Origin of the sequence: Shimia isoporae, from assembly GCF_004346865.1 — a bacterium.
Classification (GTDB): Bacteria; Pseudomonadota; Alphaproteobacteria; order Rhodobacterales; family Rhodobacteraceae; genus Shimia; species Shimia isoporae.
Window position 1 is genome coordinate 74993 of sequence record NZ_SMGR01000005.1, and the last position, 17906, is coordinate 92898.

Consider the following 17906-nt stretch of genomic DNA (forward strand, 5'->3'; position numbering starts at 1 on the left):
CTATTTGCAGACTTCCGGCTTTGCTGCGCCGCCCATGGCCCAAGTCTACAGGCGGCGCGCTTCTCCTAAGGACCCAATCCTAAGCCTACCGAAAGGTTCAGCTTCCCTGGTTCGCTTCGTGCTTTTCCAAAATCATCAAAAAGTCATTCAGAACTTGATGACCAGGCAAGCCGTCCGCTTCGCGTGCGTCCGCCCAACTTTTATAGGTTGCGTCGCGAGCTTCGATCATCTTGGCCCATTCGGCGTCGTCAAATTTAACGACTTCGGTCAGTTCATGCAGGGCAGCATCGGCTTCTACCTCTGCTTCTTCGAGCAAGATACGCGCCTGCACGACAGTCTCGTCACGCACCTCTTCGATCACGGCCTTCACATCGTCCGGAAGCGCATTCCACGCGTCAAGATTGATGGACACAGGCATCGGGAAGTAGAACCAATCCACATCGTCCCAATAGCTGAAAATTTCACCAAAACCGAAAGCGTAGGCATCCGCAGGTGCGCCGATGATAGCGGCCGTGACGACCTTGCGCTCCGCGGCAGCCGGCAACTCACCCCACGGGATGCCATAGACGGTAATGTCGAGCTGTTTGAGTATCTCTGCGGCGCCGCCATGCGCTCGGATCTTTGCGGCTTTCAGATCGTCGATTGTACGGATCGGTTCATGAGACAGCAACTGGATGGACCCCCACTGCCCCGGGAACAGATATTTCTGATTCATCGCCGTGAACTCCGCTTCCACTGTCGCGGTCTGAAAGAGTTCATGTCCGGCCTGAACATGGGCCATTGGATCGCCAGTCATAAATGGAAGCGACGTCACATTCGCAAGCGGAAACAAGCCCGGGTTATATACCGGCGAAAACTCCCCCATATCGAACGCGCCGACCTTGATGTTTTCCGGCTGGCCGGAAAGCTTGCCAAGCGGGCCACCAAAAATGCGCGTGAATTTCACCTTTCCTTCGGTGCGTTTCTCCACTTCGTCCATAAACCAGCGCGTAGCCAGGTTTGATGGCCCTTTGCCCGTAAAGGCATGATATTTTAGATTGATTTCTTGCGCCACTGACGTGGTCGGCGCTGCCATAGCGGCGACGGCAACCAACGCGCTGGCGCAAAGCGATTTGACAAGTTTCATACGATGTTCCTCCCAAAGGTCATTCTGTAGTCTTCACGATCGACAAACAGCCGACCATTGATGTGACGCAGCTGACTTCCGGCTTTCTCCTCCTCGCCGAAACTCTTCTGATACTTATCGCCACTATTAGTTGGTTAATCTCATTTTCTATCCGCGAGGACGGGGGATCACGCCCTGACTTTGCGGAAACCCGCAGCAAAAATGATCAGCACCGCAAAGATCACTTCCGGACCCAGTTTTCCTGTATTTCGCAACCCGCCCGGCGCAAAAGCACCGACACCGGACATTTTTCGCCGACGGTTTTTGCGAGCTTTGCAATCTGTTCGTCGTTGGCATCCGTGTCCAGAACGACCCTCAATTCGATCACGGGAAATGGTGTTCCGATCTCTGCCTTGCCAAAGACGCCCCGGGTATCGAAGTGGCCGCAAACGTCGAATTGCATATCTCTAACGTCCATTTTCATGGAGCCCGCCACGAAGTTGGCGATGACGTTCGTGCAGCCAAGAAAAGACGACAGCATGGTTTCAAGCGGCGTGGCATAAAGGTCTGTTCCACCCCGTTCGGGCGGCTCATCCGTCGCAATCACCTTACCGCGCGCGACCATCTCTGAACGCGCATGGGACACCGCGTGCCCCGCTACGTCGATCTTGAACAGATCAGGCATGACATGTGCCAAGTTTCTCTCCTTTCTTTGCAGCCCAACTGGAAGACCATGCACCCAGTGGGCAGATGCTGATTAATAAACACCACTGACCAAGTTTCATGGTTCAGAACAGCGCCAGTCCCGGCGTTTTGACCCGAGTTCGATAAAGGCTGGTCGATGACGTGAAATACAGATCGCAGAGATCCTCTCCACCCCAGGCGAAATTGGCTGTAAACTCCGCCATGCGAATGACGCCCAAAGTCTCGCCATCAGGCGCGATTACATGAACGCCACCCGGTCCCGTGCAGTAGAGATTTCCCGTGCTGTCGATTTTCATGCCATCCGGATGACCTTCGCCATCGCCTTTGACGACCTCGGTCCAAACGTCGCCACCGCTGGCGTTGCCGGATTTGTCGATGTCAAAAACTCGGATGTGCCTGTTTTCCGTGTCGTTCACAAAAAGACGCGTTTCGTCCAACGAAAAGCAAAGCCCATTGGGCTGACCAAAGTCGCTCGCCAATTGGCTTATGTGGTTGCCGTCAGGCGTCACACAATAAACCCCCTGAGCGCCCAGTTCAGTTTCCCGTTCGACCCCGAAATAGTCCATCCGCCCATAGGTTGGATCGGTGAAAAACACCAATCCATCACTGCGGACGACAACGTCATTTGGGCTGTTCAGTTCTTTGCCACCGAAGTGTGTCGCCAAAGTGTGGAGGGATCCATCAGGTTCGGTTCGCGTCAAGCTTGATGTGGCGTGCTGGCAGGTCAACATCCGGCCCTGACGATCGTAGGTATTACCGTTACCCATGTTGCTCGGAGCCCGAAAGACCGAAACCGCATCATTGGCATCCAGACGGTATAGCGTATCACCCGGAATATCCGAAAAAGTCAGGTGTTTTTCGCGAGGATGCCAGATCGGCCCCTCCAGAAACTTGAAACCATCCGCCACCTTGGTCAGCGACGCGCCTGCATCGATAACCGCGTCAATCCGGATGTCCCAAACATCTACGGTCATGATTGCTGCCTCAATTCTTTGACGCGTTCGCCGCCAGCGAACCAGTCAACGTCCTCGATTTCTTCAAACACCACCCAAACGTTTTCGGCTGGAATACCGGCCGCCTCACTGAGGGACCGCGTTACATCCTGGGTGACCTTCTCCTTGATCCCTTCTGGATCGCGCTCAATCACCTGCTTGACGATGCGAATGTTCACAAATGGCATCTGGGCCCCCTCTCATGTCCAACCGCGCCTTCTCGCGCGGCACCAATGCTTGGAGCGAAACTAGAAAAGGGGTGGTGCGACGTATGCGTGTCCCCGCGCATAGGTTTAGCGGGCCAACGCATCAGATTTGCGGATTCCCGCAAGCCTGCCAATCAGGTGTTTTTGTCCAACCAGTCCTGAAACTGGGTTTCCTCGCGCCGAAGCGTGTCAGCGTTGAGAATGCCACGACTGAGCGCAAGGAAAATTGCGCGGGTGCGCGCGTTGAAACTCGGGCCAAACTCACCCTGCGGAATGTCGCCCCGATCCAGCCCCAGCTTCTGATAGAGATGCTGCAAACGGCTCTGGGCACCCCGTAACGACACCTTGCGGCGGGCCGCCATCGTTTTGTCAGTCAGCCCGAGGCACAGGTCGACAAGCGCCTCGTATTCCAAATCTGTCAAGCTGGAGAACCGGTCATGAGCCCGTTGTTGTACACCGCGTACCTCGCGATCAATCACGCACTGCTCGGCAACAAACACACCCTGAATGGCAAGCTTCAGCTGCTCTTCCGGCGCGGTTTTCAGAACATAGCCATAGACTGCGGCAGGCGGCACGATCCGTGTCACGCCACGAATGTAGGCCTCCTCGGCATAGTTTGACCAAAACAGAATTCGTGTAGCAGGGCTGCGCGCCCAAATCGCCTTCGCCGCGTCAACGCCCGTAACATTTGGCATTTGTAGGTCGAGGATAACACTGTCGAACTCCTCGGATTCAAATGCTTCCAGCGCGACACTGCCATCCGGAGTTACCGTTACGGCCTCTACATCCGGCAGAACCGCCCGTGCGACTCTCTCAAGGAATTCTCGATGCAGTTTGTCGTCTTCCGCAATCAAAAGGCGCATATGATGTCTTTCTTATTCACGCCCCGAAAGAGCCGTTGGGTTTCAGGAAGCCGCGGCATATGGCACCGAAATTGTCACACGCGTGCCCGCATCGTCGTGCCGGTTCTCAAAATTGACCGTCGCAGAAATCAGTTCAGCCCGAGTGCGGATATTATTGATCCCGCTGGCAGACTTCACAGCGTCCTCGCTGATCCCGTTTCCGTCGTCGTCAACACATACATCAATCGACTTTTCACGTGTCGAAACAGTGACTGAAATCTTCGCACAATCTGCATGCTTCAAGGCATTGTTCACCGCCTCTTGCACGATCCGATACACCGCTGTGCGAACTGTTTCAGGAAGCTTGTCCACTTTCCCTCCGGTCCTATCCTCAACATCCCAGACAAGGCTACGGCGACTGTGTTTCATGCAGCGTTCAAGATGGGCATCCACCGCCTCAGAAAATCCGAACAACTGCAAAACGCCCGGCTTCATAGCTTCGACAATGTGGCGTACATCGGCCAGGCAGTGATCCAGATCGTCTTGCAGCAGCGCAAGTTCCTGCGTCGAGAGTTGCTTATCCGCTTCCAACCTGGACATACGCCGCTTAATCCTCGCAAGGTCCGCAAGAGTCTGGTCGTGAAGATCCATACCCAGACGTTGCCTTTCGCGCTCCATACCTTCCGTCAGTTGAAGCGCGCCCATGCGCAGCGCCTTTTCCCGCCCCTTGGCTTCGCTTTCGGCCACCGCTGCGTCTCGCGCTTCCTTGCCCCGTTCCAGCGCAAAGAGATAGGCCGAAACCAGGTCCGCTGCCCCCTGCGTCAAGCCCGCCAGATCCGCATCGTAATAATTCACCTTGTGGCTGGATATCGCCAACGATCCGATGATTTCGCCTTGCACACGCATCGGCACGATGATCCTGCTCCGCAAATTGGCATCGAAAAGCGGTTTGCTGTCCGCTCCTTCGAAATGAAAGCGGTCGTCTTCCCATGCATCATCAGTCAGGATGTAGGGCAACTCTCCCCGCAAAACAGCGCGTATAGGGCTTGTTTCGGTAGGTTTCGCTGGATTGTGCGCGTGGCTCCAAGTGGTGTGCAGGCGCGCTTCATAGCAAATCTGCGTACCTGACGGATGCAACAGTACGATATCGAGGTGGTCGTGCGGTATTAGTGTTCGCAACCCGTCGGCAAAGTTTTCCAATACCAACTCGTAGTCAGTCGGCCCCGCTATTGCCTTCGCAATGGCAAGGAAACACGCCAACGCTTCTTCGGAATTCGGCATCGCCGCCAACACCCTTTCAACCCGTGCCGGCAGTTCATCATACTCCGGCAACCCATTCAATCTGGCACCTCGCCCTAGCTTGATTTCAAACGATATTTCTCATCGGCATGCACGGCGCGACTTGGAATGACTCCACCAAAAAACCATGCACCATGTCACTTCACGGCAAGGCAAGCGCCTGCGAAAGTGTCAAAGGCGCAAGCTTTCTGCGGGTTCCCGCAAACGCCTGCTGACAATCCTATCAAGCAGCAGACAACCGTCGCAAAACGACCTGATCGTTTCTCCGCCCGCTTGGGCACCTCATGATCAACAACGGATGTCGCCAGGACGACTTGAAACGCACGTGCGGACTAAATGGCCTGAAATGGCTTCAGTTCCACCCGCGGTTTCGCCAACGGCTAAAACGGCTTGGAGAATCTGGAACATGCAATGTCCGGAAACACCGCCTCGGATACCCAAAGGAAGGTTTGAGGACGTTCAGCGATTTACAACAACGTTAGTGCGTCCAAGGTCCACGGCGGTTCGTGGCAAAGTTCTCGCCGTACCCACCCTGCCGGATATTGGCTTTGCGCTTGTGTGGTTCACTGACTTGCGCCTGAATGCCATGCTCTTCCGCGTAAGCCAAAGCCGCTTCTTTGCTGTCAAACCGCAACTGCACTTGGCTTTGCGTATCGCCAGATCCAGTCCACCCCATCAAAGGGTCGATCTCACGCGCCTCAGACGGACCATACTCAAGAATCCAGTCTTTGGTTTTCGCAACACCCGACGACATTGCGGTGCGGGCGGGTTGATAGATACGCGCAATCATCAGCTAACTCCTTGGCTGCCTCGCTTTATCACGGATTCCCCCAGTTCCGGCAAGAGCCGAGTTGCCGCAACATGCACGGTGCCGCATCGAATTTTCTTGGAAAGCTTGCAAGCAGCCTCTTGCGCCGAACCAACCACGGGGAGCGAGGGGTGTAATGTGGCCTATCGAGGCAAACATGTCGGCTGCTTGCTGGAATTTAGCTTACGATCTCCCCTCATTATTTGGCAAGTGCGACATATCAAATATTTCACGGAAGACAGGAAAAATTTCCTGAAATTACTGCAATGAGCGATATTTCCTACCAAAATGTCGCAACCAATCCCAAAGACGCCTTCCTCTATCCCGCACAGACACCATTTTGGTCTTCTTCAGTGCCTCTCCCTTTCTGCGCTTGCAAATGACTTTCTGCCGCCATGCAGCATGCCCAACACAGTCTTTTGAAATATCAATGTCATCGCGCGGCCCGAATCCCCTTGAACAAGAACAAAAAGAGATCAAACTAACGCCCAACGAAAGGAATCTGTGCATGGCCCATTCTGTTGAGGCTCCTCTCATGAGCGCCGCCCCTGCGGACCCGAAAAGCCGCCCCAAGCTCGAAGGCGGCCGTCGCATCGTCATGCATACTGAATTTGAGCCTGCAGGGGACCAACCGACAGCAATTGCGGAACTCTCGCAGGGTGTGACAGACGGTGAACGCAATCAGGTTCTGCTGGGCGCAACAGGTACCGGCAAAACGTTCACGATGGCCAAAATCATCGAGGAGACCCAGCGACCCGCCATTATTCTCGCGCCGAACAAAACGCTCGCCGCTCAGCTTTATGGCGAAATGAAGGGGTTCTTTCCGGAGAACTCGGTCGAGTATTTTGTGAGTTTCTATGACTACTATCAGCCCGAAGCCTATGTGCCGCGTTCCGACACCTACATAGAAAAAGAAAGCCAGATCAACGAACAGATCGACCGGATGCGCCATTCGGCAACCCGCGCGCTTCTGGAGCGTGACGACGTGATCATTGTTGCGTCTGTGAGCTGCATTTACGGTATCGGATCGGTTGAGACCTATTCCGCCATGACACTCGATCTGAAAGCGGGCGGCGAATACGATCAGCGGGCTGTCATTGCAGACCTTGTCGCATTGCAATACCGGCGCAACGATCAAGCCTTCCAGCGCGGCTCTTTCCGCGTCCGCGGAGACAGCCTCGAGATCTTCCCGGCCCACCTTGAAGACCGCGCCTGGAAGCTTTCGTTCTTTGGCGAAGAGTTGGAAAACATCACGGAATTCGATCCGCTGACCGGCGAAAAGACGGACACCTTTGAACAGATCCGCGTCTATGCAAACAGCCACTATGTGACGCCCAAGCCCACGCTCAATCAGGCCATTGTCGAGATCAAGAAGGAACTCCGCCAGCGCCTTGATCAGCTGGTGGACGAAGGCAAGCTGCTTGAGGCTCAACGTCTGGAACAGCGCACCAACTTCGATCTTGAGATGCTGGAGGCGCAGGGTTTCTGCAACGGGATCGAAAACTATTCTCGCTATCTGACCGGTCGGGCACCGGGAGAGCCGCCGCCCACTCTGTTTGAGTTTATCCCGGACAACGCCATCGTATTCGCGGATGAATCCCATGTGTCCGTACCGCAAATCGGCGGCATGTACCGTGGCGACTACCGACGCAAGTTCACCCTTGCAGAACACGGTTTCCGGCTTCCTTCCTGTATGGACAACCGCCCACTGAAATTCGAGGAATGGGACGCTATGCGCCCGCAGTCGGTCTTTGTCTCTGCTACCCCAAGCGCATGGGAGCTCGACCAATCCGGTGGCGTCTTTGCGGAACAGGTCATCCGCCCCACCGGCCTTCTGGACCCCGAAGTCGAAATTCGTCCTGTCGAAATGCAGGTCGACGACCTGCTCGATGAAATCCGCAAGGTGTCCGCCGACGGTTTCCGCACGCTGGTCACAACCCTCACCAAACGCATGGCCGAAGACCTCACCGAATACCTGCACGAACAGGGCATCAAGGTGCGCTACATGCACTCCGACATCGACACCCTTGAACGCATTGAAATCCTGCGCGACCTGCGCCTGGGTGCCTTTGACGTGCTCGTCGGCATCAACCTGCTGCGCGAGGGACTGGATATTCCCGAATGCGGCCTCGTCGCCATTCTGGATGCCGACAAAGAAGGCTTCCTGCGTTCGGAAACCAGCCTCGTGCAAACCATCGGCCGCGCCGCGCGCAACGCCGAAGGCCGCGTCATCATGTACGCCGACAGGATTACGGGCTCGATGGAGCGCGCACTGAACGAAACCAACCGCCGACGTGCCAAACAGATGGCCTATAACGAAGAGCACGGCATCACACCGGAAACGGTCAAAAAGAACGTCGAAGACGTGCTCGCCGGCCTGTACCAAGGCGACACGGATCAATCCCGCGTCACCGCCAAGATCGAAAAACCCCTACACGGCGGTAACCTCGAAGCGGTGCTGGATGGCCTGCGCGAAGACATGCGCAAGGCCGCCGAGAACCTCGAATTCGAAGAAGCCGCCCGCCTGCGCGACGAGGTCAAACGTCTGGAAGCGGTGGACCTGGCCGTCGCCGACGACCCCATGGCGCGACAATATGCAGTGGAAGCGGCAGCCGAGAAGGCGGTCAACTCACGCGGCCGGTCAACCGCAGGACGGGCCGGGCAGCGTGGTGGCAATGGGAAGCGGCGGGGGCGGTAGTCCACACCCCAAGGGCCAACGCCGGACCGGTCAAGAAGGGCCGGTGCTGGCTTTGCGGCCTGCGGCCTTGATTCCGGGCCTAGTCAATTATTTCTTTGGAGGTTTCTTTGGCGAAGGCGGCTTTGGTTTGGGTGCTGGCCCTACTCCGGTTTCCTTGTTCATAGATCCGGAACCTCTATTTCCCCTTGTCGGCGGTGGTGCTGGTCTCTTCGCCATTTTCTTCCTATAGCTGTATTCATGACGGACGATACACGACTTGATATAGCCAAGGAAGCACTCCGACAATCGGAATTGATGATTGAGGACACTAACCACCTAGCGACTTCGGCCGATCAAAGAGCCATGGCTTTGGCAGGGACTTTGGCCGCTGTTTCATCTCTTTTGGTAACTCTAGGTGGTACGGCGCCTGCCCCAACTTTCGCGTATATTTCAGCCGGAGGATTTGTTGCTGCCAGCTTCATGGCTGCTGCGTCTTGTTTGCCAAGAGACTTCCATATCCGCGGTCATTGGTGGAGAGATTGGGAAGGACACATCGACGATGGAGATGAATTGTTCCTCGCTCTTTCATCTCAGGCCCAAGAGAACGATCTGCGAATTGATGAAAACTATAGAGCGCTAAAGAAGGCAGGTGCATCAATGAAACGCGCATTTGTCTTTGCCTTTCTGGTGTTCGCATTTTTTGGTGGGGCTCAGGCTGGGGCCATCTTCCTCGCGCTTTAGTTTCACCGTTGCGCCCGACTTAGGGAGGAAGCGAACGCGCTCTCCCGTCGCGCCAAATGCGTGCCATTCAAAAAGCGGCGCACCTTCGGTGCGATGGGGAGGTCGGGCGCGGCATGATGCAAAGCATCATGCTTTTGTGATCTCCCCCATATCGACACACCCCGTCTCCCCATCCTACCCTCTCCCAATGCGCACCCTCCTCATCCCCTTCCTCCTCCTCACCTCCCCCGCCGCCGCGTGGGAGGCCACCCTCGCCGACATCTGCATCCTCACCCATGAGACCGACACAGCGCATGTCCATCTGACCTACGACCCCACGAAACCGCTCTACACCCTCGCGATCACCCGCAAAGATGCCACTTGGCCAGAAGATCCTTGGTTCGCCATCCGCTTCGTCGGCCCGAACGAGATCACCATCTCCACCGACAAACACGCGCTCAGCGACGATGGCCAGACCCTCAACGTCGCCGACAGCGGCTTCTCCAATGTGTTGGACGGGCTGCAATTCAACGCCATGGCCCTTGCGGGAACGCAAACAGACGGTGAGGCCATCGACCTCACCGACGCGGCTCAGGAAGTGCAGAAGTTTCGCGACTGCGCCTCTGCTCAAGTGTCTTGAGTTTGGTCAGAAATCAAAGATGTCGTCGAGAAATCCGCTCATCTTTTTCTTCTTGCGCTTTTTGCCGTCATAACGCGGATCATAGTCACGACCATGCGACTCTGGGCTGCGTTCATAGCTCTGCGGGGGCGGCGGAGGCGCATACGCCGCGGCACGCTCGATGATCTTGTCCAGTTCCCCGCGATCAAGCCAGACACCGCGGCAGGTCGGGCAATAATCAATCTCGACACCGTTGCGATCCGCAATCACCAGCGTCGCACCATCAACCGGACATTTCATCAATCTCTCCTGTGTTATCCTGCAATGCAGATAGTCACGCCCGCGAGACTTGCCCCCCCACGCGGAATAACATTTGCGTCAGTACAAAGATGCTTGACCGCTGTTAGCGCTACCGGATACCGTTTGCCCATGCCAGTTCACAGCCTAGACCACGCCAATATCCGCACCACCAACCTTGAAGCCATGATCGCCTTCTACGAAGACGTGCTCGACATGACCAACGGACCGAGGGCGGACTTCGACTTTCCGGGGGCTTGGCTCTATCTCGGCGATACTGCCGTCGTCCATCTGGTTGGTGTGGAAGGTAATCCACAAACCGAAGGCGACCTTGCTTTGGAACATGCGGCCTTCCGCGCGACGGATCTTGCCGCTTTCATGGCCAAACTCAAAACCCGCGGCGTAGACCACTATCTTGGGTTCCCGCCGGGGGTGCCCATCGTGCAGGTTAATATCCATGATCCGGATGGAAACCACCTGCATGTGGACTTTCACATCGACGAACTCGAAGCAGCAGGTCTGTCCCGATAACGTCCCGCCCAATGTGGACCCCATGACCCCACCTGAACTGCACCGACGTAATACCGACGTGTTGCCGATGTTCTGCAGACCCCCGAAATACTGAAACGACGGGCCTGTTACCTGCTTATTGCAGCCCGTCGCGGGAGGCTTCTACCGCATCGGCAAGCGGCTTGAAGTACTTTACCTCCGCGGAATTTCCACCCCGCATGATGGCAACGGCCTGATCCACGCTTTGCGCATACAGCGCTTGCGCTTCTGGCAAGGCAGCTTCGGTAACGGCGCGAACCCGGAAATTGTAGCGTTCCCGCCCCAAAGACTTGTCGGTGTTCGCGCGCACAAAACTATAGAGATTGCGGTTTATGCGCGTCAGAGCCACTTCCGCTTCCCAATAGGCAGACGCATTTGAAATCACCCGTACAGTGCCTGCATACGCCTGCTGGAAGCAGTCGACTCGGTAAACAGGAGGCGCCTCGGCACAGCCTTCAATGCCGCTCAGAAACGTGGAAACGGTGCGTTCGGTCTGGCTGTTGGAGAATCCCATGTCGCCCTGCTCGGCCCGCGCCGCAGAACCAGCCGCGATTGCCAGTATCGCCAAAGTTAAATTTTTGAACGCCCGCATACACTTAACTCCAAAAGCTTTGGGCAACATGGCCCAAACTGTTTCCGGACACAACCAATCAGCGCACCAAATGGACGGCGCAACGCGCGTGGCGCGCCACATGTGTCGCCGTGCTGCCAAGCAAGACGTCCTGCACGCTCGGTTTTTGAGACGCGACAATGATGCAGTCCACATCATGCGCTTCGCCCCACTTCAGAATACTCTTTCCCACTGGCCCTTCGATCACCACACCTTCTGCTTCCGCAAGGTCCGCTCCCAAACTGGCCAGACTGTCTTCGATTGCTTGCCGCGCTTCATCCTGGAAACCCTCGGGAATGTAATTGGCGGCGTATTTTGGAACCTGCTGCATCACATGCAGCAATGTGACATGCACGCCCTCCGGAGCCAGCAATTGCGCAACGGCGACCGCGCCCGTGGTATTATGGTCCTCGTCAAACGACACCGGCACAAGGATATGCTGATACATCACGCCCCTTCTCTGCGCTTAATCAAAGGCCGCTGCGACCTCGTACATCACCGGTTCAAAACTCCGGCACAGCTGATTTATCTTGCGGTTGCGCTCGCGCATTTCTTCGGTTCGCAACATCGCCTGAAAATCTTCGCGTCGCTCCCACTGGGAATAATTTGCGATGCGCGTTTGCGCATCATTTACATGCAATCCCGCTGCGATAAACCCCTGTTGTTTCGAGATAAAACTGTCATAGGCGTCTGTCAGCGCGTCCATCAAATCCTGACAGGTGCCGGGCGTCATCTCAAAGGTCGTGATCACGGTCTGAAGTTGGGCATCCTTGGCAATCGTAGGCATGTCATCCTCCCTGGCTGTCCCCAGAGTAGACCACGCGCCGCCCTGCTGGCTACATGAATTCCATACCCGCTATGCGGGTGGCGTTAACTTTTTGTTCACCCTATAAGTCAAATTATGAACAGCGAGATGTTCATGTTGTATTCGTTAATGGTATTTCTCGCGCTCGCTCCGGTGCTCCGGGCTGGTCCCTGGCCCCGCGCGCCGGGCGAGCAGTTTACAAGCATTACTGTCGAAGCCCCCACCAGCGCCACAGCGGTCAATCAGGTTTATGGCGCACTATATTTCGAGCGCGGCCTGCCCCGCGAATGGACCCTTGGCCTGGACAGCGGAGCCGACGGACTCGGCTACCAAAAATCTTATGCTTTTTTGCGCCGCCCATTTTTTTCTGGGCGCAGCTCAAGAGCTGCCATCGAACTCGGCGTTGGATATCAAAGCTCGGCGCGCGGGCACGGGTTCGCCATCCGTCCAGCCCTCACATGGGGACGCGGCCTCGAGGTAGTTAACAAGCCAGGCTGGCTGACACTTGATGGCTCTGCCGCCCACATCCCCTTTCTGGAAACAACAATTTTCAAGATCGAAGCGACTGCAGGCCTATCGTGGACCGATGCCTTCAAAACCTTTTTGCAAGCCACATACGAGCAGGAAACCGGCCGCCCCGCCTTCAGCAGTATAACGCCGTCCGCCGCCGTGCAGGTCAGCGACAGCTTCCATCTAATCGGCGGCGTAATCCTGTCAAAGGAACAGAAAACGAAAGTGAAATTCGGAGTCTGGATGTCGTTTTGATTGGCTCACACCTGCGCCCAACCACCGCAATTGAAACCCGCCTGCAACTCACGCATAATGCGGCCAGCATCGGCGTAAATTGACACTGCAAAAGCAGGCGCACGCCAATGAGGTTAGAGGCAGAGACCGGGACTCCCCGGAGGAGATGCACGAATGAAGTCGCTTATCAGCTCCGCAATAGCGGGCGCTTTTTTAGCCGTTTCCATGCCTGCCCCGGCGGAAGCAAGCACCATCTCGCGCGCGTGCATGAAATCCGAACGTACCGGTGCGACCCGCTCGATGTGCCGCTGTATCCAGAAGGTGGCAAACAGCAGCCTTTCGCGCTCGGATCAAAAGCTGGCCGCCAGCTTCTTTGAGGACCCACATAAAGCGCAGGAAATCCGCCAGTCGGACAACCGAAGCCACGAAAAGTTCTGGCTGCGCTACAAGGATTTTGGCACGACCGTTACGGCATCTTGCGGGCATTTGCGCTGAACTCCCCAATTCTTCGCTTGACCTGAGCCTTCCGCTGTATTCACAAAAGATAAATCTGGCGGAGCGCAATCAATGTTGATCAAAGGCGTGACTATTCGCGGTCTTGAGGTTTTTGAAGCCTTGGCCGCTTCCGGCTCGGTGGCGCAGGCTGCCGAGGCCACGGGTCTGTCACAACCCGCCGTAAGCCAACAAATCAAAAACTTGGAAAACGCGCTGGGTGCGGATCTCGTCGATCACACCAAACGACCGATGCAATTGACGCCGGCTGGGCGCGCTTACCTTGCGCGCACCTCGGCAGTGCTGACGCAACTCCGCCTTGCACATTCCGAGTTGGCTGTGATGGACCTCACCCACCTTACTCAGCTGTCCTTGGGCATTATCGATGATTTCGACAATGATCTCACACCGCGGCTGGTAACCGGCTTGGCGGAATCCATGACACGGTGCCAGTTCCGCCTCACCACAGCCCCCAGCCATGAAATTACCGCCGCACTCCGTGACCGTGAACTGCACCTAGGTGTCACGGCCTCAACCGGAGAAGTCTATGATGGGATTACAGAATATCCGTTGGCACGCGATCCGTTCATCCTCGTCACTCCTGCCGGTCTGGTACCGGACGGCGCTGACCCGCGCCCCGTTCTCAACGACTTGCCAATGCTGCGTTATGGCCGCGACCAACTAATTTCCCGACAAATCGAGGCCCATCTGAAGAAGGTGGATTTTGTACCGCCAAACCGGTTCGAAATCGCTTCAAACCCATCTCTGATCGCGATGGTGTCCCGCGGGATAGGCTGGGCGATCACGACACCATTGGGTTTTCTCCGCGCTGCTCGGTTCCATGAAAAACTCGACGCGCACCCGCTTCCCCTGGCACCCTTTGCGCGCAACATCTCTTTGTTGGCAAGCGCGGATTGGGCTGACACTGTTCCGCGAGACATGGCCGAGACGCTGCGACGCCTGATTGACCAGCACATGATCTCTCCGGGCATCGAACGGTTTCCCTGGCTGCGCGGCGAGTTTCGAATTCTAGAGAATTGACTGAACAGTGCAGTTTCGAAAAATCTAAATCCGCAAGCTATCGCGCAACCCCTTTGCGCACGCCTCAATCAGGCTCAAAGCCCCGTCAAAATCACGCGTATAATACGGATCTGGTACCGCATCGGCTCCCGCGTCTGGCGCATAGTCCGTGAACAATCGAACAGGCGTGTCATTTCCCGCCGGACGCAATCGCTCCATGTTGCTCAGGTTGTCTTCATCCATCCCGACTATCAAATCGTATCTGTCAAAATCTTGAGCCTTAAACTTACGCGCCCGCAAGTCCGAGAGGTCATATCCGCGGGCTCGAGCCGCTTCTTGCATCGGCCCATAGGGTGGCTCTCCGACGTGCCAGCCCCCTGTCCCCGCACTGTCCGTTTCTGCCTCTGGAACCATGTCACGAAACACGCCCTCAGCCGCCGGAGACCGACAGATATTTCCAAGACAGACAAACAGGATTTTTTGCGCCATTGTATTCTCACGTTCCAAGACCAGAGACTCCGTAAATGACGATAGCTTCCCCCAGACAGATGCTCAAACCCCTCAGCATCCGGATGAAATATGAACGGTAGAATCGTTATCCTGACAGGCGCTGGAATCAGCGCCGAAAGCGGTTTGGGCACGTTCCGCGACGTCGACGGCCTCTGGACAAAATACGATCTGAACGACGTTGCTACGCCAGAGGGGTTTGCCCGCAATCCCAATCTCGTGATGGACTTTTATAACGCCCGCCGCGCCAATGCTGCTGAAGCCGAGCCAAATGCAGCGCACGAAGCGCTGGCGAGACTGGAAGCCGACTATACAGGCGAGATTCTCATTGTAACTCAAAACGTGGACAGCCTGCACGAAGCCGCAGGAAGCAAGAACGTGCTCCATATGCATGGAGCCCTTAACAGCGCATTGTGCAATGCCTGCCATCACCGCTGGCCGGCGCCTGCGCTGATGGCATCGGATGATCTATGTCCCCGCTGCAACGCCGCGGCCACGCGCCCTGATGTCGTCTGGTTCGGAGAAATCCCTTACGGCATGGATGTAATTGGCGAGGCGCTATCCAAAGCCGATCTCTTTGTCTCAATTGGTACATCCGGTGAAGTGTATCCGGCTGCGAACTTCGTTGCCGAAGCTGACCGATATGGTGCGCACACAATCGAATTGAACCTCGAGCCATCCGCGCGTGCTTCGCGCTTTGCTGAGACACGTTTTGGGCCCGCGACGCAAACCGTTCCGGAATGGGTCAACGACGAACTCGCCCGCACAAAACAGTAAGGCCGCTCCACTTAGGAACGGCCCAGCCAAGACTATCAGGTGATCCTAATGATCGTGTTTTTGCGTCTTGCCATGCATCGGCTTGCGTTCAAGATCGACTGGGATTTCGACAACAATCTCGCCTGCTTTCTCAAAAACAAAAGTGACGGGAACAGTGTCACCGTGCGCCAACCCGGTGCCCAGGCCCATGAACATCACATGATCGCCGCCACGCACAAGGCCATGTTCGCCACCTGCCGGAATGACAAAGCCTTCTTCGACTTCCATCATTTTCATCACACCGTCGCCGGTTTCCTTGTGGGTGTGCAATTCGGTGCGCGCCGCCACTTCGGATTTCACAGACAGCAGGCGATCATCTTCATCACCGGAATTGGCTATAACCATAAACGCACCCGCGTTCTTGGCTTTGGGGTTTGCAACCCGCGCATAGGGATCATTGATGCTGATTTCTGCAAAAGCCGGCATGGCAACGGATGCGGCCGCAATGGCAGCGAGTGAGAGCAATTTGAAGGACATTTGGTTTCTCCTGTCCGGTCATTCTGAACATAAGTTTGTTTTTTCGTAACTTAAGTCCGAACAGGCGGCGCCCGCGCAGCGCCCTTCAAAATTCGAATCAAGTGAGCAACGTCAGGCTCAGTGACGACGAGTCGATGCGCACGCCCTTGAGGGGCAACAATTTGTGCGGTCTCTTCCGCAACCAAGTTCAACAGACTGAGGCTGAACTCGGGGCAGATATGGCTCTCTCCAGTCGGATTGCCTTCGGCATCCACGGCAACCATCACTGGCGTGTGGCCAATGCAATATTCCACATAGCCCGCAACGCCCGGCATGCCACGCGCCACAGCCATGGAGTGCCCTGTCAGAACAAGGGCCATAACAATCAGCGAGGAGAATAATGCGCGCAAGCGGGATGTCATGACGAAGGTATACAAGCCACCGCAGGAAAAACAACGCGACAAATGAAAGCGGCCCCACCAAAAGGCGAGGCCGACCAATCATTTGAAATCAAAAAGGATTAGGCGTTTGCAGCCTGAGCCTTTGCGATGTCTTTTTTGATCTTCAGAGCGTTTGCAGACAGCTCAACATCTTTGGCTTTTGCCAGATACGCATCCAGACCACCGCGGTGATCAACCGAACGCAACGCAGCAGCCGAGATGCGCAGCTTGAAGCCACGGCCCAGAGTTTCGGACTGCAGGGTCACGTCGTTCAGGTTCGGCAGGAAGCGACGCTTGGTTTTGTTGTTGGCGTGGCTGACATTGTTGCCAGTCATCGGGCCTTTTCCGGTCAGTTCGCAACGGCGCGACATGGGTACATCCTCGTTTTTCGGTCTACGGGGACAGTGACCCCGACAATGCAAATGGGCGCCGCCAAGGCTGCGCCCGGAATTTCGTTCGGCGTCTTTAGGCCTGTTTGAGAGGGGCGTCAAGTGATTCAGGGCAATCCATCACACGATGGGCGAAAAAAGGAGACCTGGATAGTGCCTTACCCTAAGCCCGCCCCGCTGTGGCCGACAGGCTCACCGGATCAACCCCCAAGGAACGCAACGCCTCGGCCCATTTGTCCGCGTTTGGCAGATCAAAAACAAGATCGGTCGTAGCCTCGCAAGTCAGCCAACCGTTCTCGCCGATTTCACGCTCTAACTGGCCCGGCCCCCACCCCGAGTAACCAAGCGCCATCAGACTGCGCAAAGGGCCCGCGCCTGTTGCAATAGCCTCGAGGACGTCCTGCGTCGAGGTCATCGAGAAGTCGTCGCCAACTGTCAGGGTATTCAGGTCGGAAATGTAATCGGGAGAGTGAAGTACGAAGCCGCGCCCGCCTTCAACCGGCCCGCCATAGTACAGTGTGCTGTCCAGTTCCGGTCGCGCCAGCGCTATTTCCAGTTGCTCCAGCAACGCCGACAAGTGCATGCCATCGATCGCCTTGTTCACGATCAACCCCATGGCACCGTCTTCGGAATGCGCACATAGAAACACAACGGAATGCGCAAACCGTGGATCCCCCATACCCGGCATCGCGATCAGCAACCTTCCGGTAAGATCAAGGCTTTCAGGGGTATCAGGTATGTCTTGCAAGGGCCGTCCTTATGACTATTTGGCTGTCGTCGTTCCAACATGTGACTCTTCTCGCTGTGA

General features: G+C 56.1%; 24 protein-coding genes. 8 read left to right on the top strand and 16 right to left on the bottom strand.

The annotated features are described in order from the left end of the window. Positions 1 to 97: 97 nt before the first annotated feature. The 7 genes from dctP to BXY66_RS18665 all read right to left on the bottom strand — a co-directional run bounded on the left by dctP (position 98) and on the right by BXY66_RS18665 (position 5939). Positions 98 to 1126: a TRAP transporter substrate-binding protein DctP gene (gene dctP / locus BXY66_RS18635; RefSeq protein ID WP_132861923.1), complete on the bottom strand. Its 1029-nt coding sequence runs from the start codon at positions 1124 to 1126 to the stop codon at positions 98 to 100. A 220-nt stretch (positions 1127 to 1346) separates the two neighbouring features. Next, entirely contained in the window at positions 1347 to 1790 is a 444-nt protein-coding gene (locus BXY66_RS18640) for an OsmC family protein (protein WP_165929248.1), read from the bottom strand. A gap of 103 nt (positions 1791 to 1893) precedes the next feature. Continuing rightward, on the bottom strand, positions 1894 to 2784 hold the full coding sequence (locus tag BXY66_RS18645) for an SMP-30/gluconolactonase/LRE family protein (protein ID WP_132861925.1): 891 nt from the start codon (positions 2782 to 2784) through the stop codon (positions 1894 to 1896). Then, positions 2781 to 2990: a tautomerase family protein gene (locus BXY66_RS18650; protein ID WP_132861926.1), complete on the bottom strand. Its 210-nt coding sequence runs from the start codon at positions 2988 to 2990 to the stop codon at positions 2781 to 2783. The genes BXY66_RS18645 and BXY66_RS18650 overlap by 4 nt, the downstream gene beginning before the upstream one ends. A 152-nt stretch (positions 2991 to 3142) precedes the next feature. Continuing rightward, positions 3143 to 3871, bottom strand: a complete 729-nt coding sequence (locus tag BXY66_RS18655) for a response regulator transcription factor (RefSeq protein WP_132861927.1) — start codon at positions 3869 to 3871, stop codon at positions 3143 to 3145. Positions 3872 to 3913: 42 nt separating this feature from the next. Further along, complete coding sequence (locus tag BXY66_RS18660; protein WP_132861928.1) at positions 3914 to 5191, bottom strand: GAF domain-containing sensor histidine kinase; 1278 nt, start codon at positions 5189 to 5191, stop codon at positions 3914 to 3916. A 436-nt stretch (positions 5192 to 5627) separates the two neighbouring features. Then, the gene (locus tag BXY66_RS18665) at positions 5628 to 5939 is read right to left on the bottom strand and encodes an ETC complex I subunit (RefSeq protein ID WP_132861929.1); all 312 of its coding nucleotides are present in this window, start codon (positions 5937 to 5939) and stop codon (positions 5628 to 5630) included. 526 nt (positions 5940 to 6465) lie between these two features. On the opposite strand from BXY66_RS18665, the gene uvrB reads away from it, so the two are divergent. The 3 genes from uvrB (at position 6466) to BXY66_RS18680 (ending at position 9994) form a co-directional block, all read left to right on the top strand. Beyond that, a complete protein-coding gene (gene uvrB / locus BXY66_RS18670; RefSeq protein WP_132861930.1) occupies positions 6466 to 8655 on the top strand; it encodes an excinuclease ABC subunit UvrB in 2190 nt (729 codons plus the stop codon). A gap of 294 nt (positions 8656 to 8949) precedes the next feature. Then, positions 8950 to 9375, top strand: coding sequence for a hypothetical protein (locus tag BXY66_RS18675; RefSeq protein ID WP_165929249.1), 426 nt, complete (start codon positions 8950 to 8952; stop codon positions 9373 to 9375). Positions 9376 to 9562: 187 nt separating this feature from the next. Further along, positions 9563 to 9994, top strand: a complete 432-nt coding sequence (locus BXY66_RS18680; RefSeq protein ID WP_207911350.1) for a hypothetical protein — start codon at positions 9563 to 9565, stop codon at positions 9992 to 9994. A gap of 6 nt (positions 9995 to 10000) precedes the next feature. Here BXY66_RS18680 and BXY66_RS18685 read toward each other — a convergent pair whose 3' ends face one another. Then, positions 10001 to 10273: a TFIIB-type zinc ribbon-containing protein gene (locus BXY66_RS18685; RefSeq protein ID WP_132861932.1), complete on the bottom strand. Its 273-nt coding sequence runs from the start codon at positions 10271 to 10273 to the stop codon at positions 10001 to 10003. Between the two features lie 129 nt (positions 10274 to 10402). Between BXY66_RS18685 and BXY66_RS18690 the strand changes: the two genes are divergently transcribed. Continuing rightward, entirely contained in the window at positions 10403 to 10801 is a 399-nt protein-coding gene (locus tag BXY66_RS18690; RefSeq protein ID WP_132861933.1) for a VOC family protein, read from the top strand. Positions 10802 to 10916: 115 nt separating this feature from the next. On the opposite strand, the gene BXY66_RS18695 is transcribed toward BXY66_RS18690, so the two are convergent. From BXY66_RS18695 to BXY66_RS18705, 3 genes are read right to left on the bottom strand one after another with little or no spacing between them, the layout of a single operon-like run. Then, positions 10917 to 11411, bottom strand: coding sequence for a hypothetical protein (locus BXY66_RS18695; RefSeq protein WP_132861934.1), 495 nt, complete (start codon positions 11409 to 11411; stop codon positions 10917 to 10919). A 58-nt stretch (positions 11412 to 11469) separates the two neighbouring features. Continuing rightward, positions 11470 to 11877 carry a universal stress protein gene (locus tag BXY66_RS18700; protein WP_132861935.1) on the bottom strand — a complete coding sequence of 136 codons (408 nt, stop codon included), beginning with the start codon at positions 11875 to 11877 and terminating at the stop codon, positions 11470 to 11472. An 18-nt stretch (positions 11878 to 11895) separates the two neighbouring features. Next, positions 11896 to 12216 (bottom strand): antibiotic biosynthesis monooxygenase family protein, encoded by a 321-nt coding sequence (locus BXY66_RS18705; RefSeq protein ID WP_132861936.1) that lies wholly within the window; start codon positions 12214 to 12216, stop codon positions 11896 to 11898. Between the two features lie 114 nt (positions 12217 to 12330). On the opposite strand from BXY66_RS18705, the gene BXY66_RS18710 reads away from it, so the two are divergent. The 3 genes from BXY66_RS18710 (at position 12331) to BXY66_RS18720 (ending at position 14511) form a co-directional block, all read left to right on the top strand. Beyond that, positions 12331 to 12999, top strand: coding sequence for a hypothetical protein (locus BXY66_RS18710; RefSeq protein ID WP_132861937.1), 669 nt, complete (start codon positions 12331 to 12333; stop codon positions 12997 to 12999). A 153-nt stretch (positions 13000 to 13152) separates the two neighbouring features. Further along, positions 13153 to 13473, top strand: coding sequence for a hypothetical protein (locus BXY66_RS18715; RefSeq protein ID WP_132861938.1), 321 nt, complete (start codon positions 13153 to 13155; stop codon positions 13471 to 13473). 72 nt (positions 13474 to 13545) lie between these two features. Continuing rightward, positions 13546 to 14511 (top strand): LysR family transcriptional regulator, encoded by a 966-nt coding sequence (locus tag BXY66_RS18720; RefSeq protein ID WP_132861939.1) that lies wholly within the window; start codon positions 13546 to 13548, stop codon positions 14509 to 14511. Between the two features lie 24 nt (positions 14512 to 14535). On the opposite strand, the gene BXY66_RS18725 is transcribed toward BXY66_RS18720, so the two are convergent. Further along, positions 14536 to 14979: a low molecular weight protein-tyrosine-phosphatase gene (locus BXY66_RS18725; protein WP_132861940.1), complete on the bottom strand. Its 444-nt coding sequence runs from the start codon at positions 14977 to 14979 to the stop codon at positions 14536 to 14538. A gap of 90 nt (positions 14980 to 15069) precedes the next feature. On the opposite strand from BXY66_RS18725, the gene BXY66_RS18730 reads away from it, so the two are divergent. After that, entirely contained in the window at positions 15070 to 15774 is a 705-nt protein-coding gene (locus tag BXY66_RS18730; RefSeq protein ID WP_132861941.1) for an NAD-dependent deacylase, read from the top strand. Positions 15775 to 15819: 45 nt separating this feature from the next. Here the strand turns inward: BXY66_RS18730 and BXY66_RS18735 are convergent, their stop codons facing one another. From BXY66_RS18735 to BXY66_RS18750, 4 genes are all read right to left on the bottom strand, one after another. Continuing rightward, entirely contained in the window at positions 15820 to 16290 is a 471-nt protein-coding gene (locus tag BXY66_RS18735) for a copper chaperone PCu(A)C (RefSeq protein ID WP_132861942.1), read from the bottom strand. Positions 16291 to 16340: 50 nt separating this feature from the next. Next, a complete protein-coding gene (locus BXY66_RS18740; protein ID WP_165929250.1) occupies positions 16341 to 16691 on the bottom strand; it encodes a hypothetical protein in 351 nt (116 codons plus the stop codon). 98 nt (positions 16692 to 16789) lie between these two features. Beyond that, positions 16790 to 17080 (bottom strand): 50S ribosomal protein L28, encoded by a 291-nt coding sequence (gene rpmB / locus BXY66_RS18745; RefSeq protein WP_132861944.1) that lies wholly within the window; start codon positions 17078 to 17080, stop codon positions 16790 to 16792. A 181-nt stretch (positions 17081 to 17261) separates the two neighbouring features. Beyond that, the gene (locus BXY66_RS18750) at positions 17262 to 17837 is read right to left on the bottom strand and encodes a YqgE/AlgH family protein (RefSeq protein WP_132862087.1); all 576 of its coding nucleotides are present in this window, start codon (positions 17835 to 17837) and stop codon (positions 17262 to 17264) included. Between the last annotated feature and the right edge of the window lie 69 nt (positions 17838 to 17906).

Coding starts and splice junctions, on each gene's coding strand:
- BXY66_RS18655 (WP_132861927.1), bottom strand. CDS start 3,871: ATGCGCCTTTTGATTGCGGAAGACGACAAACTGCATCGAGAATTCCTT.
- uvrB (WP_132861930.1), top strand. CDS start 6,466: ATGGCCCATTCTGTTGAGGCTCCTCTCATGAGCGCCGCCCCTGCGGAC.
- BXY66_RS18650 (WP_132861926.1), bottom strand. CDS start 2,990: ATGCCATTTGTGAACATTCGCATCGTCAAGCAGGTGATTGAGCGCGAT.
- BXY66_RS18740 (WP_165929250.1), bottom strand. CDS start 16,691: ATGACATCCCGCTTGCGCGCATTATTCTCCTCGCTGATTGTTATGGCC.
- BXY66_RS18685 (WP_132861932.1), bottom strand. CDS start 10,273: ATGAAATGTCCGGTTGATGGTGCGACGCTGGTGATTGCGGATCGCAAC.
- rpmB (WP_132861944.1), bottom strand. CDS start 17,080: ATGTCGCGCCGTTGCGAACTGACCGGAAAAGGCCCGATGACTGGCAAC.
- BXY66_RS18725 (WP_132861940.1), bottom strand. CDS start 14,979: ATGGCGCAAAAAATCCTGTTTGTCTGTCTTGGAAATATCTGTCGGTCT.
- BXY66_RS18690 (WP_132861933.1), top strand. CDS start 10,403: ATGCCAGTTCACAGCCTAGACCACGCCAATATCCGCACCACCAACCTT.
- BXY66_RS18640 (WP_165929248.1), bottom strand. CDS start 1,790: ATGCCTGATCTGTTCAAGATCGACGTAGCGGGGCACGCGGTGTCCCAT.
- BXY66_RS18730 (WP_132861941.1), top strand. CDS start 15,070: ATGAACGGTAGAATCGTTATCCTGACAGGCGCTGGAATCAGCGCCGAA.
- BXY66_RS18695 (WP_132861934.1), bottom strand. CDS start 11,411: ATGCGGGCGTTCAAAAATTTAACTTTGGCGATACTGGCAATCGCGGCT.
- dctP (WP_132861923.1), bottom strand. CDS start 1,126: ATGAAACTTGTCAAATCGCTTTGCGCCAGCGCGTTGGTTGCCGTCGCC.
- BXY66_RS18665 (WP_132861929.1), bottom strand. CDS start 5,939: ATGATTGCGCGTATCTATCAACCCGCCCGCACCGCAATGTCGTCGGGT.
- BXY66_RS18720 (WP_132861939.1), top strand. CDS start 13,546: ATGTTGATCAAAGGCGTGACTATTCGCGGTCTTGAGGTTTTTGAAGCC.
- BXY66_RS18710 (WP_132861937.1), top strand. CDS start 12,331: ATGAACAGCGAGATGTTCATGTTGTATTCGTTAATGGTATTTCTCGCG.
- BXY66_RS18705 (WP_132861936.1), bottom strand. CDS start 12,216: ATGCCTACGATTGCCAAGGATGCCCAACTTCAGACCGTGATCACGACC.
- BXY66_RS18680 (WP_207911350.1), top strand. CDS start 9,563: ATGCGCACCCTCCTCATCCCCTTCCTCCTCCTCACCTCCCCCGCCGCC.
- BXY66_RS18715 (WP_132861938.1), top strand. CDS start 13,153: ATGAAGTCGCTTATCAGCTCCGCAATAGCGGGCGCTTTTTTAGCCGTT.
- BXY66_RS18735 (WP_132861942.1), bottom strand. CDS start 16,290: ATGTCCTTCAAATTGCTCTCACTCGCTGCCATTGCGGCCGCATCCGTT.
- BXY66_RS18700 (WP_132861935.1), bottom strand. CDS start 11,877: ATGTATCAGCATATCCTTGTGCCGGTGTCGTTTGACGAGGACCATAAT.
- BXY66_RS18645 (WP_132861925.1), bottom strand. CDS start 2,784: ATGACCGTAGATGTTTGGGACATCCGGATTGACGCGGTTATCGATGCA.
- BXY66_RS18675 (WP_165929249.1), top strand. CDS start 8,950: ATGATTGAGGACACTAACCACCTAGCGACTTCGGCCGATCAAAGAGCC.